The sequence below is a fragment of the Amycolatopsis samaneae genome (genome assembly GCF_039541975.1).
Taxonomy (GTDB): Bacteria; Actinomycetota; Actinomycetes; order Mycobacteriales; family Pseudonocardiaceae; genus Amycolatopsis; species Amycolatopsis samaneae.
The window spans coordinates 566,173-587,578 of sequence record NZ_BAABHG010000004.1; the positions used below are offsets into that span (position 1 = coordinate 566,173).

At 70.8% G+C, this 21,406-nt stretch carries 16 protein-coding genes and 1 tRNA gene; 6 read left to right on the forward strand and 11 right to left on the reverse strand.

Annotated elements, in window-relative coordinates:
* Positions 1-123: 123 nt before the first annotated feature.
* The 3 genes from wsfD to rpmE form a co-directional block, all read right to left on the reverse strand.
* Entirely contained in the window at positions 124-1,563 is a 1,440-nt protein-coding gene (gene wsfD, locus ABD987_RS12815) for a glycan biosynthesis hexose transferase WsfD (protein ID WP_345391155.1), read from the reverse strand.
* Positions 1,564-1,639: 76 nt separating this feature from the next.
* Complete coding sequence (gene prfA / locus ABD987_RS12820) at positions 1,640-2,710, reverse strand: peptide chain release factor 1 (protein ID WP_345391158.1); 1,071 nt, start codon at positions 2,708-2,710, stop codon at positions 1,640-1,642.
* Positions 2,711-2,801: 91 nt separating this feature from the next.
* Positions 2,802-3,029, reverse strand: coding sequence for a 50S ribosomal protein L31 (gene rpmE / locus ABD987_RS12825; RefSeq protein WP_345391161.1), 228 nt, complete (start codon positions 3,027-3,029; stop codon positions 2,802-2,804).
* Between the two features lie 264 nt (positions 3,030-3,293).
* Between rpmE and ABD987_RS12830 the strand changes: the two genes are divergently transcribed.
* On the forward strand, positions 3,294-3,809 hold the full coding sequence (locus ABD987_RS12830) for a CHAP domain-containing protein (RefSeq protein ID WP_378213955.1): 516 nt from the start codon (positions 3,294-3,296) through the stop codon (positions 3,807-3,809).
* A gap of 414 nt (positions 3,810-4,223) precedes the next feature.
* On the opposite strand, the gene rho is transcribed toward ABD987_RS12830, so the two are convergent.
* The 6 genes from rho to argS form a co-directional block, all read right to left on the reverse strand.
* The gene (gene rho / locus ABD987_RS12835; protein WP_345391167.1) at positions 4,224-6,215 is read right to left on the reverse strand and encodes a transcription termination factor Rho; all 1,992 of its coding nucleotides are present in this window, start codon (positions 6,213-6,215) and stop codon (positions 4,224-4,226) included.
* Positions 6,216-6,632: 417 nt separating this feature from the next.
* Positions 6,633-7,514, reverse strand: coding sequence for a homoserine kinase (thrB, locus tag ABD987_RS12840; protein WP_345391170.1), 882 nt, complete (start codon positions 7,512-7,514; stop codon positions 6,633-6,635).
* A gap of 181 nt (positions 7,515-7,695) precedes the next feature.
* Positions 7,696-8,757: a threonine synthase gene (gene thrC / locus ABD987_RS12845; protein ID WP_345391173.1), complete on the reverse strand. Its 1,062-nt coding sequence runs from the start codon at positions 8,755-8,757 to the stop codon at positions 7,696-7,698.
* A gap of 76 nt (positions 8,758-8,833) precedes the next feature.
* Positions 8,834-10,144 carry a homoserine dehydrogenase gene (locus ABD987_RS12850; RefSeq protein WP_345391176.1) on the reverse strand — a complete coding sequence of 437 codons (1,311 nt, stop codon included), beginning with the start codon at positions 10,142-10,144 and terminating at the stop codon, positions 8,834-8,836.
* Between the two features lie 3 nt (positions 10,145-10,147).
* On the reverse strand, positions 10,148-11,578 hold the full coding sequence (lysA, locus tag ABD987_RS12855; protein WP_345391179.1) for a diaminopimelate decarboxylase: 1,431 nt from the start codon (positions 11,576-11,578) through the stop codon (positions 10,148-10,150).
* A 4-nt stretch (positions 11,579-11,582) separates the two neighbouring features.
* Positions 11,583-13,247 (reverse strand): arginine--tRNA ligase, encoded by a 1,665-nt coding sequence (gene argS / locus ABD987_RS12860; RefSeq protein WP_345391182.1) that lies wholly within the window; start codon positions 13,245-13,247, stop codon positions 11,583-11,585.
* Positions 13,248-13,409: 162 nt separating this feature from the next.
* Here argS and ABD987_RS12865 point away from each other — a divergent pair, with 162 nt between their 5' ends.
* From ABD987_RS12865 to ABD987_RS12880, 4 genes are all read left to right on the forward strand, one after another.
* On the forward strand, positions 13,410-14,246 hold the full coding sequence (locus ABD987_RS12865; RefSeq protein WP_345391185.1) for a thioredoxin-like domain-containing protein: 837 nt from the start codon (positions 13,410-13,412) through the stop codon (positions 14,244-14,246).
* Positions 14,243-14,965: a DUF305 domain-containing protein gene (locus tag ABD987_RS12870; RefSeq protein ID WP_345391188.1), complete on the forward strand. Its 723-nt coding sequence runs from the start codon at positions 14,243-14,245 to the stop codon at positions 14,963-14,965. The genes ABD987_RS12865 and ABD987_RS12870 overlap by 4 nt, the downstream gene beginning before the upstream one ends.
* A gap of 368 nt (positions 14,966-15,333) precedes the next feature.
* Positions 15,334-15,636: a hypothetical protein gene (locus ABD987_RS12875; RefSeq protein WP_345391191.1), complete on the forward strand. Its 303-nt coding sequence runs from the start codon at positions 15,334-15,336 to the stop codon at positions 15,634-15,636.
* Between the two features lie 195 nt (positions 15,637-15,831).
* On the forward strand, positions 15,832-16,671 hold the full coding sequence (locus tag ABD987_RS12880; RefSeq protein WP_345391194.1) for a class I SAM-dependent methyltransferase: 840 nt from the start codon (positions 15,832-15,834) through the stop codon (positions 16,669-16,671).
* 13 nt (positions 16,672-16,684) lie between these two features.
* On the opposite strand, the gene ABD987_RS12885 is transcribed toward ABD987_RS12880, so the two are convergent.
* Complete coding sequence (locus ABD987_RS12885) at positions 16,685-17,608, reverse strand: cation diffusion facilitator family transporter (RefSeq protein WP_345391197.1); 924 nt, start codon at positions 17,606-17,608, stop codon at positions 16,685-16,687.
* A gap of 272 nt (positions 17,609-17,880) precedes the next feature.
* Here ABD987_RS12885 and ABD987_RS12890 point away from each other — a divergent pair.
* Positions 17,881-17,953 (forward strand) — tRNA-Arg (locus ABD987_RS12890).
* Between the two features lie 132 nt (positions 17,954-18,085).
* On the opposite strand, the gene ABD987_RS12895 is transcribed toward ABD987_RS12890, so the two are convergent.
* On the reverse strand, positions 18,086-21,322 hold the full coding sequence (locus ABD987_RS12895) for an ATP-binding protein (protein WP_345391200.1): 3,237 nt from the start codon (positions 21,320-21,322) through the stop codon (positions 18,086-18,088).
* Positions 21,323-21,406 lie beyond the last annotated feature (84 nt).

Sequence of the window (21,406 nt, forward strand, 5' to 3'; positions counted from 1 at the left end):
CGCGTGCGTCTGCCCAACGGTCGCCCCTCCCACGAAGCCCCGACCGACATCAAGTAGTCGGAACCTAGCGAGAAGACGATCAGCGGGCAAGCGCTTTCCGCGCCACCTCCGGACGCGAAACGGTCACGTCGTCCTGCCGGGCACGGACTTCGCCGCGACCTCCGGTTCCGGGAGCGTCTCCTCGCCGGTCCTACGCGGCAGCAGGCCGATCCCGGCGAACACCGCGGCGAGCAGGGTCGGGAACAGCGTCAGCTGCTGGTGTTTGACGCCCTCGATGCCCTCGCCGAGACCGGAGGCGAGGAACTGCCCGCACGCGAACAGCAGTAGCATCAACGTCACCACCCCGATCTCCCGCCTGCCGGACCGGCGCCGGAACGCGCGGACACCGAGCCAGAGGATCACCAGCCACAGCGGCAGCAGGAAGAACAGGCCGAGCGGCGCGAGGAACCCGGTCACCCCGGACAGCACGGGCACGCGGTACTCCTTGGCCAGCGGCGCCTGCCCGGAACCCTCGCCGAAGCTGCCCAGGTTCGGCACCCGCGCCGTCAGCACCTCCTGCGCCGACCGGTGCAGGATCTCGACTGTCCTCAGTGGATGCGTGAGGTAGAAGTGCGCGACGTTCCGCCTGCTGATCCGGTCGCGGTACCGCCCGTACGACGGATCCTTCGTCGCCGAGTTCGCGCTCCACCACGTCGATCCGGCGTACTTCGCGAACTCCGGTGGCAGGCCCAGCTCCGCGAGGTCGGCCGCCGCGTCGTGCCGTCCGTCCACAATGGAGTCGAAGACGACGTGGTACATGTTGGCCTCGCGGTATTCCGCGTTGGCCGGGTCACCGGTGCCCTGCTTGAGCGCGGTCCCGGTCCCCACCACCGCGAGCACCGCCACCGGCAGCGCCCACCGAGCCAGGCCACGACTGCCCGGCGCTCGCACGAAAGCCAGCGCCAGCACGAAAAACGGGAGCAGCAGCAACGTCTGGGTCTTCGCGTTGATCCCGATCATCGCGCCCAGCACGGTCACCACCGCACCGGTGTAGCGCCACGCGCCGGGGCGGTTCATCAGCAGCAGACCACCGCACAGCAGCACGATGCCGGCGAACGCGGCGCCTTCGCTGAGCACCGAAGCCACGTAACCGAAGAACGCCGAGTCCGCGACGACGAGCAGCAACAGGACGGTGGCGATGATCCGGTCACGCGTCGAAAGGCGCAGCCCCAGCACGATCGCGGTGACGCCCAGCGCGAAGAGCACACAGCAGAGGACACCCAGCACCACGAGGTTCAGCACCGAGGGCAGGCCGAACAGTCTGCCCAGCGCGCTCGCGAACTTGTCCAGCCAGGCCTGGCTGGAGATATACGCGCTGTCGCAGGCGGGTGCGGAGTGGTAGGCGAACCGGACGAACTTCTCCGCGGGCCGGTCGGCTTCCTTCGCACCGAGCTGGCACAGCAGCCGCCAGCCGTCCCCGTTGTCGGCCATGCCGACCGGTCTCGGCACGAGGAACCGGACGAGGAGTACGCCAGCGGACGTGATCAGTACACCCAAACCGAGCCGGAGTTCGCGCCACACCACGCGGCCACCCTAGGTTGTCCCGGGCGGCCCCGGCCATCGGGGTTAATTTATGCCTCGAATTAAGGGAAATTCGTGATCAGTTCGCCTGGGCGGCGAGCCGTTCCTCACGGTCGGCGGTGGCCAGCGCGTCCAGCACGCCGTCGAGCTCGCCGTCGAGCACCTGGTCCAGGTTGTAGGCCTTGTAGTTGACCCGGTGGTCGGAGATCCGGTTCTCCGGGAAGTTGTACGTGCGCACCCGCTCCGAGCGGTCGACCGTGCGCACCTGGGACCGGCGCGCGTCCGAGGCCTTGGCCGCGGCCTCCTCCTCGGCGATGGACTGCAACCGCGCCTGCAGCACCTGCAGCGCGCGGGCACGGTTCTGGATCTGCGACTTCTCGTTCTGGCAGGAGACCACGATCCCGGTCGGCAGGTGGGTGATCCGCACCGCCGAGTCGGTCGTGTTCACGCTCTGGCCGCCGGGGCCCGAGGAACGGAAGACGTCGACGCGCAGGTCGTTCGGGTCGATCTCGACCTCGACCTCCTCCGGCTCGGGGTAGATCAGCACCCCGGAGGCGGAGGTGTGGATGCGGCCCTGCGATTCGGTCGCGGGGACCCGCTGCACGCGGTGGACGCCGCCCTCGAACTTCAGCCGCGACCAGACGCCGTCGGCCTGGGCCGTCTTGGTCTTGATGGACAGCGTGACGTCCTTGTAGCCGCCGAGGTCGGAGTCGACCGAGTCCAGCACCTCGGCCTTCCAGCCGTGACGCTCGGCGTACCGCAGGTACATCCGGAGGAGGTCACCGGCGAACAGCGCGGACTCCTCGCCGCCCTCACCGGACTTGATCTCCATGACGACGTCGGAACCGTCGTAGGGATCGCGCGGCAGCAGCAGCTCGGTGAGCTTGGCCTCCAGTACCGGGATCCGGGCGTCGAGCTCCTCGGCCTCCGCGGCGAAGGCCGCGTCCTCGGCCGCGAGCTCCCGCGCCGCGGCGAGGTCGTCCCTGGCGGTGTCGAGCTCACGGACGGTGGTGACCACCGGCGTCAGTTCGGCGTAGCGGCGGCCGAGCTTCCGGGCACGCGACTGGTCCGCGTGCACGCCGGGGTCGGCCAGCTGCGTCTCCAGTTCGGCGTACTCGGCCAGCAGCCCACTGAGCGAACTCGAATCCACCACTCCACCTCTCCGACAACGCTCTCGCCGACCAGCTCGGCAAAACAAACGGCGCCCATCCGCTGCTCGCGGATGGGCGCCGTCGATCAAGCTACTTGGCGTCGGCACCCTTGGTGCGCTTGCCGTAGCGCTTCTCGAAGCGCGCGACCCGGCCACCGGTGTCCATGATCTTCTGCTTGCCGGTGTAGAACGGGTGACAGTTCGAGCAGATTTCGACGTGGATGTGACCGGACGTCTTCGTGCTGCGGGTGGTGAACGTGTTCCCGCAGTCGCAGTTCACGGTCGTGACCACGTAATCGGGGTGAATGCCGCTCTTCATGGGGTCCTCTCTCGTTGGCCGCCGGGTCCCCGGAGTCGGGGTGAACCGGAGCCGGACTTCAGCGGATTGATTGTGCCAGACGCGCCGACAGGCTGTTCAACACGCCCTCCCGGCCCAGTATTCCGGACATAAAGGACACGTTGAGTCATCAAGCATGTACCTCGGGTGTACGAATTTTGTACCTCCCGCCGGGAAGCTGCCGCGGTTCGTGATTCGTCCACCGACTGGAGGAAGACCGTGCGCAGACTGATTTCCCGGATCGCCATGCCCGTCGGAGGCGCGGTGGCCGCACTGGCCGTCGCCTGCACCGTCGCCCCGGTGGCCCAGGCGGGTGCCGCCACCGCGGACGCCGACGTCACCGCCGCCGACATCAACCCGGCCGCGGGCACCTTCACCACCGCGCCCGAAGACGGGCTCACCGTCCAGGGCGCGGCCGACGGCACCCCGGCCGGCGCCGTGCAGTGGTACAAGAACCACCTGGGCAGCACGGCCTGGCAGCACTACTGTGAGAAGGCCGCCGAGAACGCCTACGGCACCACCGGCGTCTGGGCCTCGGCGAACGCGCACTGGAACGGTGCGAGCCCGAAGCACACCAGCGGCACCCCGCCGCTCGGCGCCTTCGTGTACTGGAACATCAGCGCCTACGGGCACGTCGGCATCGCGGACGGGCACGGCGGCATCTACGCCACCAGCATCGGCGGCAAGATCGGCCACGCGAGCAGCGTGAACTACTTCAACAACTACCGCGGCTGGACCCCGGGCGCCGTCCCCCGCCACTGAGCCGTTCCCGACCTGCCGTCAAGGCCACCTTGCGGGCATCAGACGCCCGCAAGGTGGCCTTGACGGCTTTTGGGGCGACTCGAAGCGCCGAGGGACGCCCTTGGTGCGTTGGATGCGACGGGGGCGTCCCTCGGTGCGGTGAGTGCACCCGGGGCGTCCCTGGGATCGGCGGCCGCCGCTACCGCTTTCAGGACGTCCCGAACGACGCTGCGGGGACGCTGAACGTCCCGAACGGCCCGTTCGGGACGCAGGCGCTCCGACGCCCCCGCCACCGTGGGCCGTGAAGGCCTCCTTCACAGCGTTGAGCGCTGTGAAGGAGGCCTTCACAGCACGGGGCGGGGCATCGGGGGCGGGAGAAAAATGCGAAAAGGCCCCCGGCACAAAAGTGCGGGGGCCTTCGCGGACCGGAGTCGCTCAGTCGTCGTCGGACGAACCGAGCGCGGTCTTCGAGACCTGCATGAGGAACTCGACGTTGGTCTTCGTCTTGCGCAGCCGCGAGATCAGCAGGTCGATGGCCTGCTGCGAGTCGAGCGCGTGCAGCACCCGGCTCAGCTTCACGGTGACCGCGAGCTCGTCCGGCGAGAGCAGCAGCTCGTCCTTGCGGGTACCGGACGGGTTGACGTCGACCGCCGGGAACACGCGGCGCTCGGCGATCTTCCGGTCGAGCTTGAGCTCCGCGTTACCGGTGCCCTTGAACTCCTCGAAGATGACCGTGTCCATCGTCGAACCGGTCTCGACCATCGCGGTGGCGAAGATGGTCAGCGAGCCGCCGTTCTCGATGTTGCGCGCCGCGCCGAGGAACCGCTTCGGCGGGTACAGCGCGGTCGAGTCGACACCACCGGACAGGATCCGGCCGGACGCCGGGGCCGCCAGGTTGTAGGCGCGGCCGAGGCGGGTGATCGAGTCGAGCAGCACGACGACGTCGTGGCCCATCTCGACCAGGCGCTTCGCCCGTTCGATGGACAGCTCCGCGACCGAGGTGTGGTCGGACGGCGGGCGGTCGAAGGTCGAGGCGATGACCTCGCCCTTCACCGACCGCTGCATGTCGGTGACCTCTTCCGGACGCTCGTCGACGAGGACGACCATCAGGTGGCACTCGGGGTTGTTCGTGGAGATCGCGTTCGCGATGTCCTGCATGATCGTGGTCTTACCGGCCTTCGGCGGCGACACGATCAGCGCGCGCTGTCCCTTGCCGACCGGCATGATCAGGTCGATCACGCGGGTGGTGAGCTTGTGCGGCTCGGTCTCCAGCCGCAGGCGCTCGTTCGGGTACAACGGGGTCAGCTTGGTGAAGTCCGGACGGCGCTTGGCCTCGTCCGGCTCCAGGCCGTTGATCGAGTCGACGCGCACCAGCGGGTTGAACTTCTGCCGCTGCTGCTCGCCCTCGCGCGGCTGGCGCACGACGCCGGTGATCGCGTCACCGCGGCGCAGGCCGAACTTGCGCACGAGCGAAAGCGACACGTACACGTCGTTCGGGCCGGCGAGGTAGCCGGAAGTACGCACGAACGCGTAGTTGTCCAGCACGTCGAGGATGCCCGCGACGGGCAGCAGGACGTCGTCCTCGCGGATCTCGGTGTCCGGCGAGCCGCCTTCCCCTCGGCCGCCGCCACTGCCCCGGCGGCGACGGTCGCGGAACCGGCGGCCGCGACGGCCGCCTTCCTCGTCGTCGTCGGCCTGGGCGCGGTTGCCGTCCTGCTGGTTGCGCTGGCGCTGCTGGTCCTGGCCGCCGCCCCGGTTGCTGTTACCACCGTCACGGTTGCCGCCATCACGGTTGCCACCGTCGCGATTGCCGCCGTCACGGTTGCCACCCTGGCGGTTGCCACCGCCCTGGCCGTCCTGGTTCGCGGCGCGGTTCGCGCCGCCGCGGCGCCGCCGGTTGCGGCCGCCCTCACCCTGCTCCTGGCCTTCACCGGCAGGCTGGTTGTCCTGCTTGTCCGCCGCGGGGCGCTCGGCCTCCCGCGCGGGCTGGGCGTCCTCGGACGCCTGACGCGGCGCCTCGGCCTTCGCCGGCGCGCTCTTGGCGGGCTCGGCCTTGGCGGGCTCCGTCTTGACCGTCTCCACCTTGGGTGCCTCCGCGCGCGTTGCCTCGGCCTTGGGCTCCGGCTTCGTGGCCTCGCCGACCCCCTCCAACGGCAACGTCTGGCTGCCGGCGGCGCTGCCGGTGGTGCTGCGGCGCTTGGTCTTGCCCTGCCGCTCGCGGATCGCGGCGATCAGGTCACCCTTGCGCATTCCCGCGGTCTCACCGACGCCCAGTTCACCGGCCAGCTGGCGCAGCTCGGCGATGACCATGCCGGACAGTCCCCCGGTCCGGCGCTTGGGAGCGGTGGCAGTTCCGTTCGACTCGGCGCCGTTCGACGCGGCGGTCTGACTGTCCACGTCCCCGCTCAAAAGATCGGTGTTGCTCACACATGTCCTTCCTGACCGATCCACGCCTCCAGGTGGATCAGCGGACCACCGCCCGCGTCCGATTGCGAGACGATGTTGTTTTTCCCCGATGCGGGCAAATCGCAGCTTAGCCGTGCGGAACACGGCGGGCAGGCCGCCAGCACAGGGGTTTGCCTCCTCCTAACGAAGGATGCGAAATTCGGCACCGCCGAAACCGGAAACCCGCCTGCGTCACTCCGCTATCCCGCTAGCCAGGCGGTGCGGATCTGGCGGATCGACGAAGGATGCGGCTCCGGGAGGCTTCGAGGCTCCCCATGACCGGCATCGGGTGCGGAAACGCACGGTGATCGAACGCCCCCGAGGGTAGACCGCACCCACGCCTGGTGCAACAACCACCCCCCGCGTGGCGGTGTCCCGGTCACTCACGTGACCAACGCTTTACAGAGCCGCAACCTGCACACCAGCGGTGTCGACGACCAGCTCGGCGACGTCGAAACCGGAAACGTCCACCGCCGAGGGCAATATTCCCGTCGTGGTCAGCGCGAGCACCGTCGGGCCCGCGCCGGAGATCGTGGCGGGCACGCCGTGCGCACGCAGCGTGCGCACCAGCGCGGCGCTGGCCGGGTAGGCGGGGGCGCGGTACTCCTGGTGCAGCCGATCCTCGGTGGCCGCCAGCAACAGCTCCGGACGCTCGGTGAGCGCGCGCACCGCGAGCGCGGCGCGGCCCGCGTTGTGCGCCGCGTCGGCGAGCGGGACCTCGGCCGGGAGCAGGCCGCGGGTGGCCTCGGTCGACGAGCGGGTCGGCGGGATCGCCAGCACCGGGCGGATCTCGGCGGACGGGGTGAGCCGCTCGGCGTGGAATCGGTCACCCTCGGCCCACGCGATCACCAGCCCGCCCAGCAGGCTCGCCGCCGCGTTGTCCGCGTGCCCCTCGAACTCGGCCGCCAGCTGCAGGGCGTCGCCGTCGAGCGGGCGGCCCGCGAGCGCGTAGCCCGCGGCGATGCCGGAGACGACCGCCGCGGCCGAGGAGCCGAGGCCGCGCGCGTGCGGAATGGCGTTGGCGCAGCGCAGATGCAGCCCGGGTACCTCGGCGCCGAGGTGCGCGCAGGCCCGCCGGACGGCGCGGACGACCAGATGTGTCTCGTCGGTCGGGACGTCTTCCACGCCACCGGCGCCCGCGTCGGTGACCTCGACCTTCAAACCGCTGTCGGCGACCCGGACCTCGACGACGTCGTACCGGCCCAGCGCCATGCCCAGCGCGTCGAAACCGGGGCCGAGGTTCGCCGTGGACGCCGGGACGGTGACGCGAAACCCGTTCACGACCGCGTCCCGTCGAGCGCCCCAATGTGGCATTGGGTGCGCTCAACGCACCGAACGCCACATTGGGTGCGTGGAATCAGGGCTGGGCGCGGAGCGTCTCCGTTGAGGGTGGCGGCGGGGGCAAGGGCGGAGCAGCGAACGCCACATTGGGGCGCATCGGCCACGGCGGAAAACGCGCGGGTCACGAGAGGTCCAGTGCCGCCGCGACGGCGGAGGGGTCGACGGCGAGCGGCTCGACCTCGACGTTGCCTTCCAGCGCCGTGGCGGGGTCCTTGAGACCGTGCCCGGTCACCGTGCAGACGACGGTCGATCCCTTCGGGAGACGTCCGTCGGCGGCGGTGGCGAGCAGCCCGGCGACCGACGTCGCCGAAGCGGGCTCGACGAAAACGCCTTCCTTGCTGGCGAGAAGCCGGTACGCCTCGAGGATCTTCGCGTCGGTGATGGCGTCGAAGAGCCCGCCGGAGGCCTCCTTGGCCTTGACCGCGCCGCCCCACGAGGCCGGGCTGCCGATGCGGATCGCGGTCGCGATCGTGTCCGGATCGGCCACCGGCTCGCCGTGCACCAGCGGCGCCGCGCCCGCGGCCTGGAAACCGAACATCCGCGGCGTGTTCTTGACCACACCGTCGGCGGCGTACTCGGCGTATCCCGCCCAGTAGGCGGTGATGTTGCCCGCGTTGCCCACCGGGAGGCAGTGGATGTCCGGCGCCTCGCCGAGCACGTCGCAGACCTCGAACGCCGCGGACTTCTGGCCGGCGATCCGGACCGGGTTCACCGAGTTGACCAGGGTCACCGGGTAGTCGGCCGCGGTCTTGCGGGCGAGTTCGAGGCAGTCGTCGAAGTTGCCGTCCACCTGGAGGATCCGCGCGCCGTGCAGTACCGCCTGGGCGAGCTTGCCCATCGCGATCTTGCCCTGCGGCACCAGTACCGCGCAGGTGAGCCCGGCCCGCGCGGCGTACGCGGCGGCCGAGGCCGAGGTGTTGCCGGTCGAGGCGCAGATGACGGCCTTGAGCCCGCTGGCGAGCGCGTGCGTGATCGCGACGGTCATCCCGCGGTCCTTGAACGAACCTGTCGGGTTGACGCCCTCGACCTTGAGGTACACCGAGCAGCCGGTCAGCTCGGACAGGTGCGCCGCGGGCAGCAGCGGGGTGTTGCCCTCGCCGAGGGTGATCACCTTCGCCCCTGCGGGCACGGGGATCCGATCGGGATACGCCTCGATGATTCCGGGCCACACCTGAACACTCATGCGAACGCCTCGCTTCGCGAGACAGCGTTGAATCCCTTTTGGCACATGATATCCATGGTTCGCTCGCAAGCTTCGCTCACTGGTCTTCGCCTTCCACCCGCATCACGCTGACGACTTCGTGCACCACGTCCAGCTTGCCGATCTCGTCCACTGTGGACTGTAGCGCCGCGTCCGGTGCGAGGTGCGTCACCACGACCAGGCTCGCCCGGTCGTCGGCGTCCCGCTGGCGCACCGCGGCGATGCTCACCCCGTGCCCGGCGAACGCCTGCGCCACCTGGGCGAGCACACCGGCGCGGTCGGCCACCGACAGGCTGACGTGGTACCGCGTGGGGGTCTGCCCCATCGGCCGCACCGGGAGCGCCGCGTGCGCGGACTCACGCGGCCCGCGCCCGCCCGCGACCCGGTTGCGGGCCACCGCGACGAGGTCGCCGAGCACGGCGCTCGCGGTCGGCGCGCCACCGGCGCCCTGTCCGTAGAACATCAGCTCGCCCGCCGCGTCGGCCTCGACGTAGACGGCGTTGAACGCGCCGCCGACACCGGCCAGCTGGTGGCTGCGCGGGATCATCACCGGGTGCACACGGGCCGACACCGACTCGACGCCGTTGTCGTCGGTGACGCGCTCGCAGATCGCCAGCAGCTTGACCGTGCGGCCCAGGATCCGGGCGGCGGCCAGGTCCGCGGCGGTGACCTCGGCGATGCCCTCGCGGTGCACGTCGGCGGCGGTGACCCGGGTGTGGAACGCCAGCGAGGCGAGGATCGCGGCCTTCGACGCGGCGTCGTAGCCGTCGACGTCGGCGGTCGGGTCGGCCTCGGCGTAGCCGAGCCTGCTCGCCTCGTCGAGTGTCTCGGAGTAGCCCGCGCCGGTGGAGTCCATCGCGGAGAGGATGTAGTTCGTGGTCCCGTTGACGATGCCCATCACCCGGGTGATCCGGTCCCCCGCGAGGGATTCGCGCAGCGGGCGCAGCAGCGGGATGGCACCGGCGACGGCGGCCTCGAAGTACAGGTCGGCGCCGGAGGCGTCGGCGGCCTCGAACAGCTCGCCGGAGTGCTCGGCCAGCAGCGCCTTGTTCGCGGTGACCACGGACTTCCCCGCCCGCAGCGCGGCCAGCAGCCAGCCGCGCACCGGTTCGATCCCGCCGACCAGCTCGACCACGACGTCGACGTCGTCGCGGGTCACCAGCTCGGCTGCGTCCGCGGTGAGCAGTCCGGGCGGCAGTTCCGGATGCTTGTCCGGCCTGCGCACCGCGATCCCGGCCAGCTCGACCGGCGCACCGGCCCGCGCGGCCAGCTCACCGCCCTGTTCGGCGAGTATCCGCACCACCTCGCCGCCGACCGTGCCGCAGCCGAGCAGGGCGACCCTGATCGCGCGACCGTCTACTTTGGACACCGTTCATACCTCCAGGCGGAGCATGTCGTCGGTCGTCTCCCGCCGCAGCAGCACTCGCGCGCTGCCGTTGCGCACGGCAACCACCGCCGGGCGGGGCTGCCGGTTGTAGCCACTGGCCATCGAGTAGCAGTACGCGCCGGTCGCCGCGACCGCGAGCAGATCGCCGGGTGCCAGGGTGTCGGGCAGCCAGCAGTCCCGGACCACGATGTCACCGGATTCACAGTGTTTTCCCACGACGCGGGACAAGGTCGCCGCGACCGGCTGCTCCCCGTCCGCCGCGGAACGGGACACCAGGCGGCAGTCGTAGACCGCGTCGTAGAGCGCGGTGCGGATGTTGTCGCTCATCCCGCCGTCGACGCTCACGTAGCGGCGCGCGACGTTGTCGCCGAGCGCGACGTCCTTGATGGTGCCGACCTCGTACAGCGTGATCGTGCCGGGACCGGCGATCGCGCGGCCGGGCTCGCCCGCGATGCGCGGCACCGGCATGCCCGCGTACTCGCACTCCTTGCGCACGATCTCCCGGATCTGGGTGATCATCTGCGCGGGCGGCGGCGGGTTGTCCCGGTCGGTGTAGGCGATGCCGAAACCGCCGCCGAGGTCCACCACCGACAGCTGTTCGAGCAGTTCGGGGCCGTGTTCCTTGGCCAGCTCGGCGAGCAGGCCGACGACACGCCTCGCGGCGACCTCGAAGCCGTCGGCGTCGAAGATCTGCGAACCGATGTGGCTGTGCAGGCCGATCAGCCTGAGCGAGGAAGCGTTGAGCACCCGCCGCACCGCCTCGGCCGCGTCGCCGGAAGCCAGTGAGAACCCGAACTTCTGGTCCTCGTGCGCGGTCGCGATGAACTCGTGGGTGTGCGCCTCGACGCCGACCGTGACCCGGATCAGCACCTTCTGCGTGACCTCGAGGCGCTCCGCGACGTCCGCGAGCCGCGCGATCTCGTAGTACGAGTCGACGACCACGGTGCCGACACCGGCGGCGACGGCGGCCTCCAGCTCGTCGAGCGACTTGTTGTTGCCGTGGAAGGTGATCCGCTCCGGCGGGAAGTCCGCCCGCTGCGCCACGGCCAGCTCGCCGCCGCTGCACACGTCCAGGCTCAGCCCCTGTTCGGCCACCCAGCGGGCGATCTCGATGGACAGGAACGCCTTGGACGCGTAGTGCACCAGAGACGGGTCGTCGAACGCTTCGGCGTAGTCGGCACAGCGAGACTTGAAGTCCGCCTCGTCGACCACGAACAGCGGCGTGCCATAGGTTTCCGCCAGCTCTCGGACGTCGACCCCGGCGATCCGCACGACGCCGTCCGGCGCGCGGTAGGTGTTGCGGGGCCAGACCTTCGGGTAGAGGCGGTCGAGTTCGTCGGCGCTCGCGGGCGGGAACCCGGAGGCGTCGGCATGGGGGTAGACGTCGGCGTGGCGGGGGCCCGCGGGGTGAGCCATGCGATTACATCCGTTCCGGAGCGGAGACACCAAGCAGGGAAAGGCCGTTCGCCAGCACCTGGCGGGTGGCCGCGCTCAACGCGAGCCGGGCGTGGGTGAGCGGGGTCGTCTCCTCGTCACCCCTGGGCAGCACCCGGCCGACCGCGTTCCACTTGTGGTAGGCGCCGGCGAGTTCTTCCAGGTACCGGGCGACGCGGTGCGGTTCGCGCATCTCCGCCGCCCGGCGCACGGTCGCCGGGAACTCGCCGAGCGTACGGATCAGGTCGCCCTCCGCGGGCAGCGTCAGCAGCCCGAGATCGGCACCCTCACCGTCCTTTTCGGACTTGATGCCGAGGTCGTCGGCGTTGCGCTGCAAGGAAGCCAGCCGCGCGTGGGCGTACTGGACATAGTAGACCGGGTTGTCGTTGGAGTGCTTGCGCAGCAGGTCGAGGTCGACGTCGAGACTGGAGTCCACCGAGTAGCGGATCAGCTCGTAGCGGGCCGGGTCGACGCCGACGGCCTCGACCAGGTCCTCCATGGTGATCACGGTGCCCGCGCGCTTGGACATCCGCACCGGCTTGCCGTCGCTGACCAGGTTCACCATCTGGCCGATGAGGACCTCGACGGTGGCCGGGTCGTCGCCGAAGGCCGCCGCGGCCGCCTTGAGCCGCGCGATGTAGCCGTGGTGGTCCGCGCCGAGCATGTAGATGCACAGGTCGAAGCCGCGGTTGCGCTTGTCCTTGAAGTAGGCGAGGTCACCGGCGATGTAGGCCGGGTTGCCGTCCTGCTTGATGACGACGCGGTCCTTGTCGTCGCCGTACTCCTTCGACTTCAGCCACCAGGCGCCGTCTTCGAAGTAGAGGTTGCCGGAGTCCTTCAGTTCCTGCACCGCGGCGCCGACCGCGCCGGACTCGTGCAGCGAGTTCTCGTGGAAGTAGACGTCGAAGTCGGTGCCGAACTCGTGCAGGCTCTGCTTGATCTCGCCGAACATCAGCTCGATGCCGATCGCGCGGAACGTCTCGTGCCGTTTGTCCTCCGGCAGGGACAGCGCGCCGGGCTCCTGCTTGATGACCTCGGCGGCGATGTCGCTGATGTACCCGCCCGCGTAGCCGTCCTCCGGCGCGGGTTCGCCCTTCGCCGCGGCGATCAGCGACCGCACGAACCGGTCGATCTGCGCGCCCGCGTCGTTGAAGTAGTACTCGCGGGTGACGTCGGCGCCCTGCGCGGCCAGCACCCGGCCGAGCGCGTCGCCGACCGCGGCCCAGCGGGTGCCGCCGAGGTGGATGGGGCCGGTGGGGTTCGCCGAGACGAACTCCAGGTTGATCCGGCGCCCGGTCAGCGCGTCACCGAGGCCGTAGCGGTCACCGGCGGTGAGCACCTGCCGGACGAGTTCGCCCTGCGCGTCCGCGGCGAGGCGGAAGTTGAGGAAGCCGGGGCCCGCGACCTCGGCGGCGTCGACCCCATCGGCCGCCGCGACCACCTCGGCCAGCGCCTCGGCGAAGTCTCGGGGCTTGAGGCCGGCCTTCTTGGCCACCTGGAGCGCGAGGTTGGTCGCGTAGTCGCCGTGTTCGGGGTTGCGGGGACGTTCAATGGTCACCTGCTCGGGCAGCACGGCGGTGTCGAGACCGCGGGCGCTGAGCACCTGCACGGCGGAGCTGCGGACCAGGTCGGCGAGAGCGGCGGGAGTCACTCGCGGAATTCTAGGTGTGCCCAGGTCGGGCGCTCGCAGCGGTCCGGGCGGCACCGCTCGCTCACCGTGCTCGGCCGACGCGTTCACGGTGATCAGACGCGCGGTCTCTACACTGACCGGGGGCGGGTCCGTCCGGGGCCGCAGGAGGAGAACGCGGGAGCCATGGCGAACGGGACAACAGGAAAGAAGGGCACGCCGAAGAACGCGATGAAGGCGGCCCGGAGCAGTTCCGTCGTGTCCAAGAAGGGCACGCCCTGGGGCACCATCATCGCGGTGGTCGCCATCGTCGCGCTGGCGGCCTCGGTGTTCACCTACTACATGGTGCAGTCCGCGCCCAAGCGTGGTCAGGCCGACCGCGAGGCCGCGGCGGCCTCCTACGCGCCGAACCCGCAGGACCCGGACCCGTCCAAGCGCATCCCCGGCGTCGTCGCCCAGCAGTACGCCGGCCAGGCACACGTCATGCCCACCGAGCGGGTCGCCTACGACCACAGCCCGCCCTTTGGCGGGCCGCACGACAACTACTGGGCGGCCTGCAACGGCGTCGTGTACCCGAACCCGGTCCGCAACGAGAACATGGTGCACCCGCTGGAGCACGGCGCGATCTGGATCGCCTACAACGCCGACCAGGTCAAGGGTGACGACCTGAACCTGCTCAAGGCCAGGGTGACCGGCAAGACGTACATGATGATGTCGCCCTACCCCGGGCTCGACAAGCCGATCTCGCTGCAGTCCTGGGGCCACCAGCTGAAGCTCGACAAGGCCGACGACCCGAGGATCGACCAGTTCATCGCGGCCCTGCGGACTAACCCGAACGGGGTCTACCCGGAGATCGGCGCGTCCTGTGACGCGATGGGTCCCGGCCAGTTCGACCCGAACAACCCGCCGCCGTTCGACCCGTCGAAGCCGGGCCCCGACGCGAAGCCGATGGACTACAAGGGCAGCGCGGGCGCCAACACCGACATGCCCGGGCAGCAGCCGTCGAAGCCGGCCGGGCAGTGAGCACCGAAGCCGACCTCGCCCCCGAGCCCGAGGCGCCGCCGGAGCGGCCCGGATGGTCACGCTGGGTGATCATCGGGGCGGCCCTGCTAGCCGTCCTGCTGATCGGCGCGACCATCGGGATGTTCCTCACCCGCCTCGCCGACGGCGCGGACGACACCGCGACCCCGAAGGCCGGTTCGGTCGAGGTCGGCTTCGCCCAGGACATGTCGACGCACCACCTCCAGGCGGTGACCATGGCGAACTGGGCCCGCGACCACTCGACCGACCCGGAGATCCGGCAGCTCGCGTTCGACATCCAGAGCACCCAGCTGGAGCAGGTCGGCCGGATGAAGGGCTGGCTGATGATGTGGGGCCAGCCCGAGCAGGCCATCGGCGCCTACATGAAGTGGATGACCGAGCCGATGGGGCACGGGCACGGCGGCTCCGGGCCGATGCCCATGCAGCCCGCGAACGGCGCCCCGATGCCGGGAATGGCCTCGGACGCCGAAATGGCGAAGATGCAGACCCTCACCGGCAAGGCGCTGGACGTCGACTTCCTGCAGCTGATGCTCCGGCACCACCAGGGCGGCACGGACATGGCGCAGTACGCGCTCGACCACTCGCAGCTCCCCGCGGTCAAGGCGCTGGCGAACAGCATGCTCACCTCCCAGGGCGCCGAGATGAACCAGATGACCCTGCTGCTCAAGGCACGCGGCGCCGAGCCCCTGCCCGCTCCCTGATCTCCGCTTCCGGTCCGTGGGGGCCTCCTTGAGGGACCTGGAATCCCTCAAGGAGGCCCCCACGGACTTTTTCGTGGCCCCCGCGTTGTTCACCCTGTTGGTCGCTGTCACCCGGCCAAGATCGGCGATAGTTTCGAATCGTCTGCAACGGGGGATCACGGGGGTTCGTCCGGAGGCTGTTGTCAGCACGAGGACTCCAGCGCACCGATCCGGATATCGACAGGTTCCGAAAGCACGGTGAATCACGCTCTTGTCACCGGCAATGAGCGGCGATTCACCGATGGCCCTTTCGGATCGAAAGCCGACTGTCTAACGCCCGTGACGATCCGCCTGCCCGGAAATCGGCCGGATCGACGAAAGGGAATTCAATGGGAGACAGGAAAAGAAGCGCACAGCGGGTCGTCGCGGGTGCCGCGCTGGCACTGGCCGCCACCGCGACCATGAGCGCGACCGCGGCCACCGCCACCGCCGCCCCGCGATCACCGCTGACCGACTGCTTCGTCACCACGGTGAACGTCCCGGCGTACGAGGTCCCGAACGGCCGCATCGTGGTCTGGGTCGGTCAGGGCCAGGGACTGTTCCTCACGCGCATCGAAGGCCCCTGGCGGCAGGGCAATCTGTGGGGCGGCCCCAGCGGGGTCTGGATCCACTCCAACTACCTGCGCTGCTGACCGCGGGTGATGACGCTTTCCGACGCGTGACAACGCCGTCGGGTGATCCGGCCGGACGATCGGCCGGGTCACCCGGCGGAGTATTTGTGCGTCGAGTGAGCAAAACGCGAACATGACCCCGAAAGCACGGCACAACAATTCGGTTCCGCCTTGTTCAGCAAGGAAATATCGCGCTGTGGCGGTTAAAGTGAGCCGATGAACGAAACCGACCTCCGGGATTCCGTCGCGGGCTTGTTCGACCGTTCCGCGGAAACCTACGACGCGGTCGGCGTCGACTTCTTCGCCGTTTTCGCGCGGCACCTGCTCGACGATGCCGGCCTCCGCCCCGGCGAACGCGTCCTCGACATCGGCTGCGGCCGAGGGGCGGTGCTCTTCCCCGCCGCCGAGCGCGTCGGCCCGGCGGGCTCGGTGACCGGGATCGACCTGTCACCCGGCATGGTCGAACGCACCACGCGCGACATCCGCGCGCGGAAGCTGGCCACCGTCACCGCCGAGGTCATGGACGCCCAGGAACCCACGCTGCCGGACGCGAGCTTCGACGTCGTGCTCGCCTCGGCAGTGGTGTTCTTCCTGCCGGACCCGCTCGCCGGGCTGCGGGCGTGGCACCGGCTGCTGAGGCCGGGCGGCCGGCTCGGTGTGACCCTGTTCGGCGGCAACGACCCCCGCTGGTCCGGGATCGAGCGGGTGTTCCGCCCGTTCGTGCCGCCCGCCATGATCCAGGCGATGGTGAACCCGGAAAGCCCGGTGGTGTCCCAGGAGAACTTCACCCGCGCGCTCGGCACCGCTGGCTTCACCGGAATCGCTTCGGAGACAAGGGAACACGCCATCCGCTTCACCGGCCCGGAGCAGTGGGTCGACTGGTCGCTTTCCCACGGGCAACGCGCGTTCTGGGAGTTCGTACCCGAGGAGCGACGGTCCCGGGTGCGCTCCGAGGTCCTCGGCGAACTGGACCGGCTTCGCGCGCCGGACGGCGGCATCGTGATGCGCCAGGTGGTGCGCTACACGGTCGCGACGGCGGATTCGTCGGGCCGCTAGCCGTCCCGCCGGATCACCAGGTCAGTTCCTGGCATCGGCGCGCGCTCTGCGGAGCCTCGACCTGCAACGTCGCGTGCTCGATGGCATAGCGCTCGGCCAGCAGGTTCTGTGCCTCGGCGAGCACGTCCGGTTGTTCGGCCGCCGAACGCACCGTCAAATGCGCCGAGGCGACCTCCATCCCGGAGGTGAGTGTCCAGACGTGCAGATCGTGCACGTCGGAAACGCCGGGCAGCGCGGCGAGTTCGGCGCTGATCGCGGCGACGTCCACCCCGTGCGGCGCGTGCTGGAACAGGATCCGCAGCGCCCGGCGGGCAAGTGTCCACGTGCGGGGCAGCACGAACAGGCCGATCGCCACCCCGATGATCGGGTCCGCGTACCGCCAGCCGGTCAGCAGCGTGATCAGCCCGGACAGCAGCACGCCGACCGAGCCGACGAGATCGGCCAGCACCTCGAGATAGGCGCCCCGGACGTTGAGGCTTTCCCGCGCCCCGGAGCGTAGGACGAAGAACGACACGAGGTTGGCCACCAGACCGGCCACCGCGGCCAGCAGCACCGGGAGGCCGGGCACCTCCGGCGGATCGGAGATCCGGCCGACGGCCTCGACCAGGACGTACCCGGCGACGCCGAACAGCAGCAGCGCGTTCGCCAGCGCGGCGAGCACCTCGGCCCGGTAGAGCCCGAACGTCCGGCTGAAGGTCGGGCCGCTGCGGCGGGCGAGCAGGATCGCGACCAGCGCCATCCCGACCCCGAACACGTCGGTGACCATGTGCGCCGCGTCGGAGATCAGCGCCAGCGAACCGGTCGCGAAGCCGACCACGACCTCCAGCACCATGAACCCGGCGCCGACCGCCAGCGCCACGGCCAGCCCGCGGACGTACCGCCCGGACGCGCTCGCCGCGGCGACGTGTCCGTGCCCGTGCCCGTGTCCGTGGCCCATCGTTCCGCCTCCCGGCCGAATATCACCGCATGCGCATACCACTAAGAAAGGCAACCCTAACCTCGGCTCCTGCACGGTACCGGAGAACGCCGCCCAGCCCCATCCCCCAGCCGAGGCGATCCCACGTCATGGCGTCACACACCGCGAGATTCCCACCACTCCGGCCATCCCCGCGCCACGTTTCCGCAGGTGATCACGGCTCCCGCGGACAAGCGCCACCCAGCAGGACACCCGCCGACCGCCATGCGCTAGGCTTTGTCCAGCAACGAGACGCCCTCGTAGCTCAGGGGATAGAGCACTGCCCTCCGGAGGCAGGTGTCGCAGGTTCGAATCCTGCCGAGGGCACCCAGATCCAGTCCTCCCGCACAGTATTGCCGGGAGATGGCATGACGCCGGTCGTGACCCGAGCAGCGTTGGAGTTCGTTCCCGGCGCCGTCTGTCGGCGGAACATTGGTGCCGCACAAGGCTTCCGACCGGTCATCGATGCTGATCGGCGGTCAGTTCCGCGAGCCTGCGGACGGACCGGCGGTGCCAGTGCGTGGCCTGGAGAGCGGCGTTGTGGTCGGCCGCCTGCCGGAACAGGACGACGGCCCGGGCCGGTTCGCCCGCGCCCGCGGCCACCTCGCCGAGGAAGTGGTCGATGGACCCCCAGCACAGGATGCCCGAGCCGTTGGTGACCGCGCGCCCGGAATACGGCGACAGCTGGTCCAGGGCGTACCGGCAGGACGCGGTGTCGCCACACAGGGCCCAGGTGTAGGCGCGCAGAACCATCTGGAGCAGCCACAGCCAGTCCCGCGGCGGTTCGGGGATCTCCCCGGCGGGCGGGCAGTGCGCGCGGGCCTCGGCGAGCCTGCCCTGGAGGGCGAGCGCCAGGCCCAGATGCGCAGAGGTGATGGGGCTTCCCGGGTGATGCCCGGCCCGGAGCACCGCCTCGAGTTCGCGGTGGCTGCCCCGGTCCAGCAGCCAGGACGCGCGCTGGGCGGCACTGGCCGGTTCGGCGCCCCACACGGTTCGCCGGTGTGCCAGGAACGCCTCGTGGGACAGCCGCTCGGCGGCGTCGGTGTCCCCGGTCAGTCCGGTGCGCATCGCGGCCCACCACCGCAGATGCACGTCGACCTCGGGGAGCGACACCTGCTGGTTGGCCTTCCGGCAGGCGTCGATGTCGCGTTGCGCGGCCGTGATGTCGCCGTTCTCCAGGATGGCGTGCGCCCGGCGCAGCAGGGCGATCGGGCCCCACTCGGGCGCGCAGCCGGGCCGGGCGCTGAGCTCGACCAGTTCATCGGCGATCCGCAGCCGGTCCGGCAGGGTGTCGGGTCGCCTGATCGCGTTGTACCGCATGTGCAAAGTGCGGATCAGCAGACCGAGATCGCCGAGCTGTCTGGCCATGGCCACGGCCTCGGCCGAAATCCGGCTCAGCTCGCGCGGATCGCGGTCGGGGGCGAAGTAGGACTCCACGGCGAGGGCGGCCAGGCAGAGGCTGCGCACGGGCGTGGCGTCCGAGGGCAACCGCCGGGCCGCGGTGCGCAGCGCCTGGAGCGTGTCGGTGTCGCAGACGCCGTACTCCCGGGTGGACCCGAACGCCTCGGCGGCGTGCGTCCCCGCGGCGGTGGCCAGCGCCACCGGGTCGCCGGACTGCTCGGCGAGACGGATCGCCCGCCGCAACGCCGTGGTGGCCCGAGGTTGCAGGCCGCTGCGGCAGCAGGCCCGGCCGAGCCGGACCAGCACCTCGCGCAGCCGGGCGGCGTCCTCGGCGTTCCTGGGCGCCAGGTGGTTGTCGATCACGTCGACCACGTCGGACAGCAGCCGCGCCTGGTGCGGGTGGGCGGACACCTGGCCCGCCCGTTCCGCGGCGGCCAGCCCGGCGTCCACGGCGCGCTCGGCGTGGCCCGCGGGCGCCGCGGCCAGCCAGTGGAACGCGCGGGCGTCGAGCAGATCGGCGTCCGCGACGCCGGTGGCCCGCCGGTCCAGCGCGGTGGCGATGTCCGCGTGCACCCCGGCCAGGCGCAGCCGGGAGACCGAGTGGCGCAGCGCGTCGCGGATCAGTGCGTGGTCGAACCGGTAATGGCTGGCCACCTCGGTTTCGGTGAGCAGCCGGTGCCGCAGACCGGCCTCCAGCATGTCCAGCAGGGCATCCCGCGGTGTGCCGGAAACCTCGGCCACCAGGTCGACGTCGAACTCCTCGCCGAGGGCCGCGGCGATCAGCAGCGCGGACCGCGCGTCCCCTGGCAGGTGCCGCACCCTGCGCATGATCAGTTCCCGCGCGCCCTCCGGGATGGCGGTGGCCAGGTCGACTGGCTCGACCTCGCGTGCCAGGCGGGCCAGTTCGACCGCGTGGAACGGGTTTCCGCCGGAGCGGGTGTGTACCAACCGGGCGGCGGCGGGGCCGACCGGGCCGCCGAGTTCGTGCTCGGCCAGTGCGGCCACTTCCGCCTCGGTGAGGCGGCGCAGCGGGCAGCGGGTGCCGGACACGGCCGGGACCGTGTCCTCCCGGCTGGTGACCAGTACGGCGAGGGGCAGTTCGGGCACCACGGTGGCCACCAGGTGCAGCACGGTGAGCGAGTCCCGGTCGGCCCAGTGCAGGTCCTCCAGCACCAGCAGCGCCGGTCGCCGTCCGGCCGCCGCCACGACGGCGGTCACGATCGCCGCGTGCAGCCGGGAGCCGGGCACCGCGGCCCGGTCCGGTTGCGCGTCGGCCTCGCCGTCCAGCGCGCGCAGCACGGTCATCCACGGCCACAGTTCGGGCACGCCCTCGCTGTCCGGGCAACGGCCGACCGCCACCGCCATGCCGAGTTCGGTGGCCCGCTCGACGGCGGCCTGCGCCACCCGGGTCTTGCCGATGCCCGGTTCACCGAGGACCAGCAGCAGCCCGCCCCGGCCCGCCCCGGCCGCGCGCAGCGTCGTGTCGACGACGGCCAGCACGTCCTGTCGTCCCGGAATGTCTTGCGGCACAACCTGTTCGGCGGTGGGCACCGGGGGACGGGCCGGTTCGCCCCGCAGCAGCCGTTGCTGCGTTTCGATCAGCAGCGGGCTGGGGTCCAGCCCGTGGCCCTCGGCCAGCGCCGCGAGGTGCCGCCGGTACACCGCGAGACCGTCGGCACTGCGGCCGGATCCGTGCAGGGCCAGCATCAGCTGGGCGGTGAACCGGTCCCGTAGCGGATGGGCCTCGGTGAGCGCGGAAAGTTCGGCGACCAGTTCCCGGTGCCGTCCCAGGCGTAGTTCGTGGTCGATGCACTCTTCCAACGCGGTCAGGCGCTGCTCGTTGAGGTCGAACGAGCCCGCGGTCAGCCGCCTGCCGGGCAGTCCGTCGAGCACGGGGCCGCGCCACAGCGCCAGCGCGCCACGCAGCAGGCCGGCGGCGGGCCGGGAGTCGGTGGTTCGCCGGGCCTTGGCGACCCGGGCGGTGAACAGCACGGCGTCGAGCTGGTCCGCGGCCACCCGCAGCCGGTAGCCGGGGCCGTCCGTCTCCACCACGCTCGCGCAGCGCGCGTCGGCCAGCCGCCTGCGGACGCCCGCGACCAGGTTCCGGATCTGCTTGGCCGCGGTGGCCGGCGACCGTTCGTCCCACACCGCGTCCACCAGCCGGTCGACCGGCACGACCTGGTTGGGGTTCAGCAACAAGGTGGCCAGCAGACGTTCCTCGCGCGGCCCGCCCATCCGCACCCTGGTCCCGGCGGCCACGATCTCCAGTGGCCCCAGGATGGCGAACTCCACCACGACCCCTCCCCCTCGGCGAGTCTCCCGGCCGGCGCCCGTTCGCTGACGGGCCGGTGCCGACCGGGAGAATCATCGCAGAGGAAG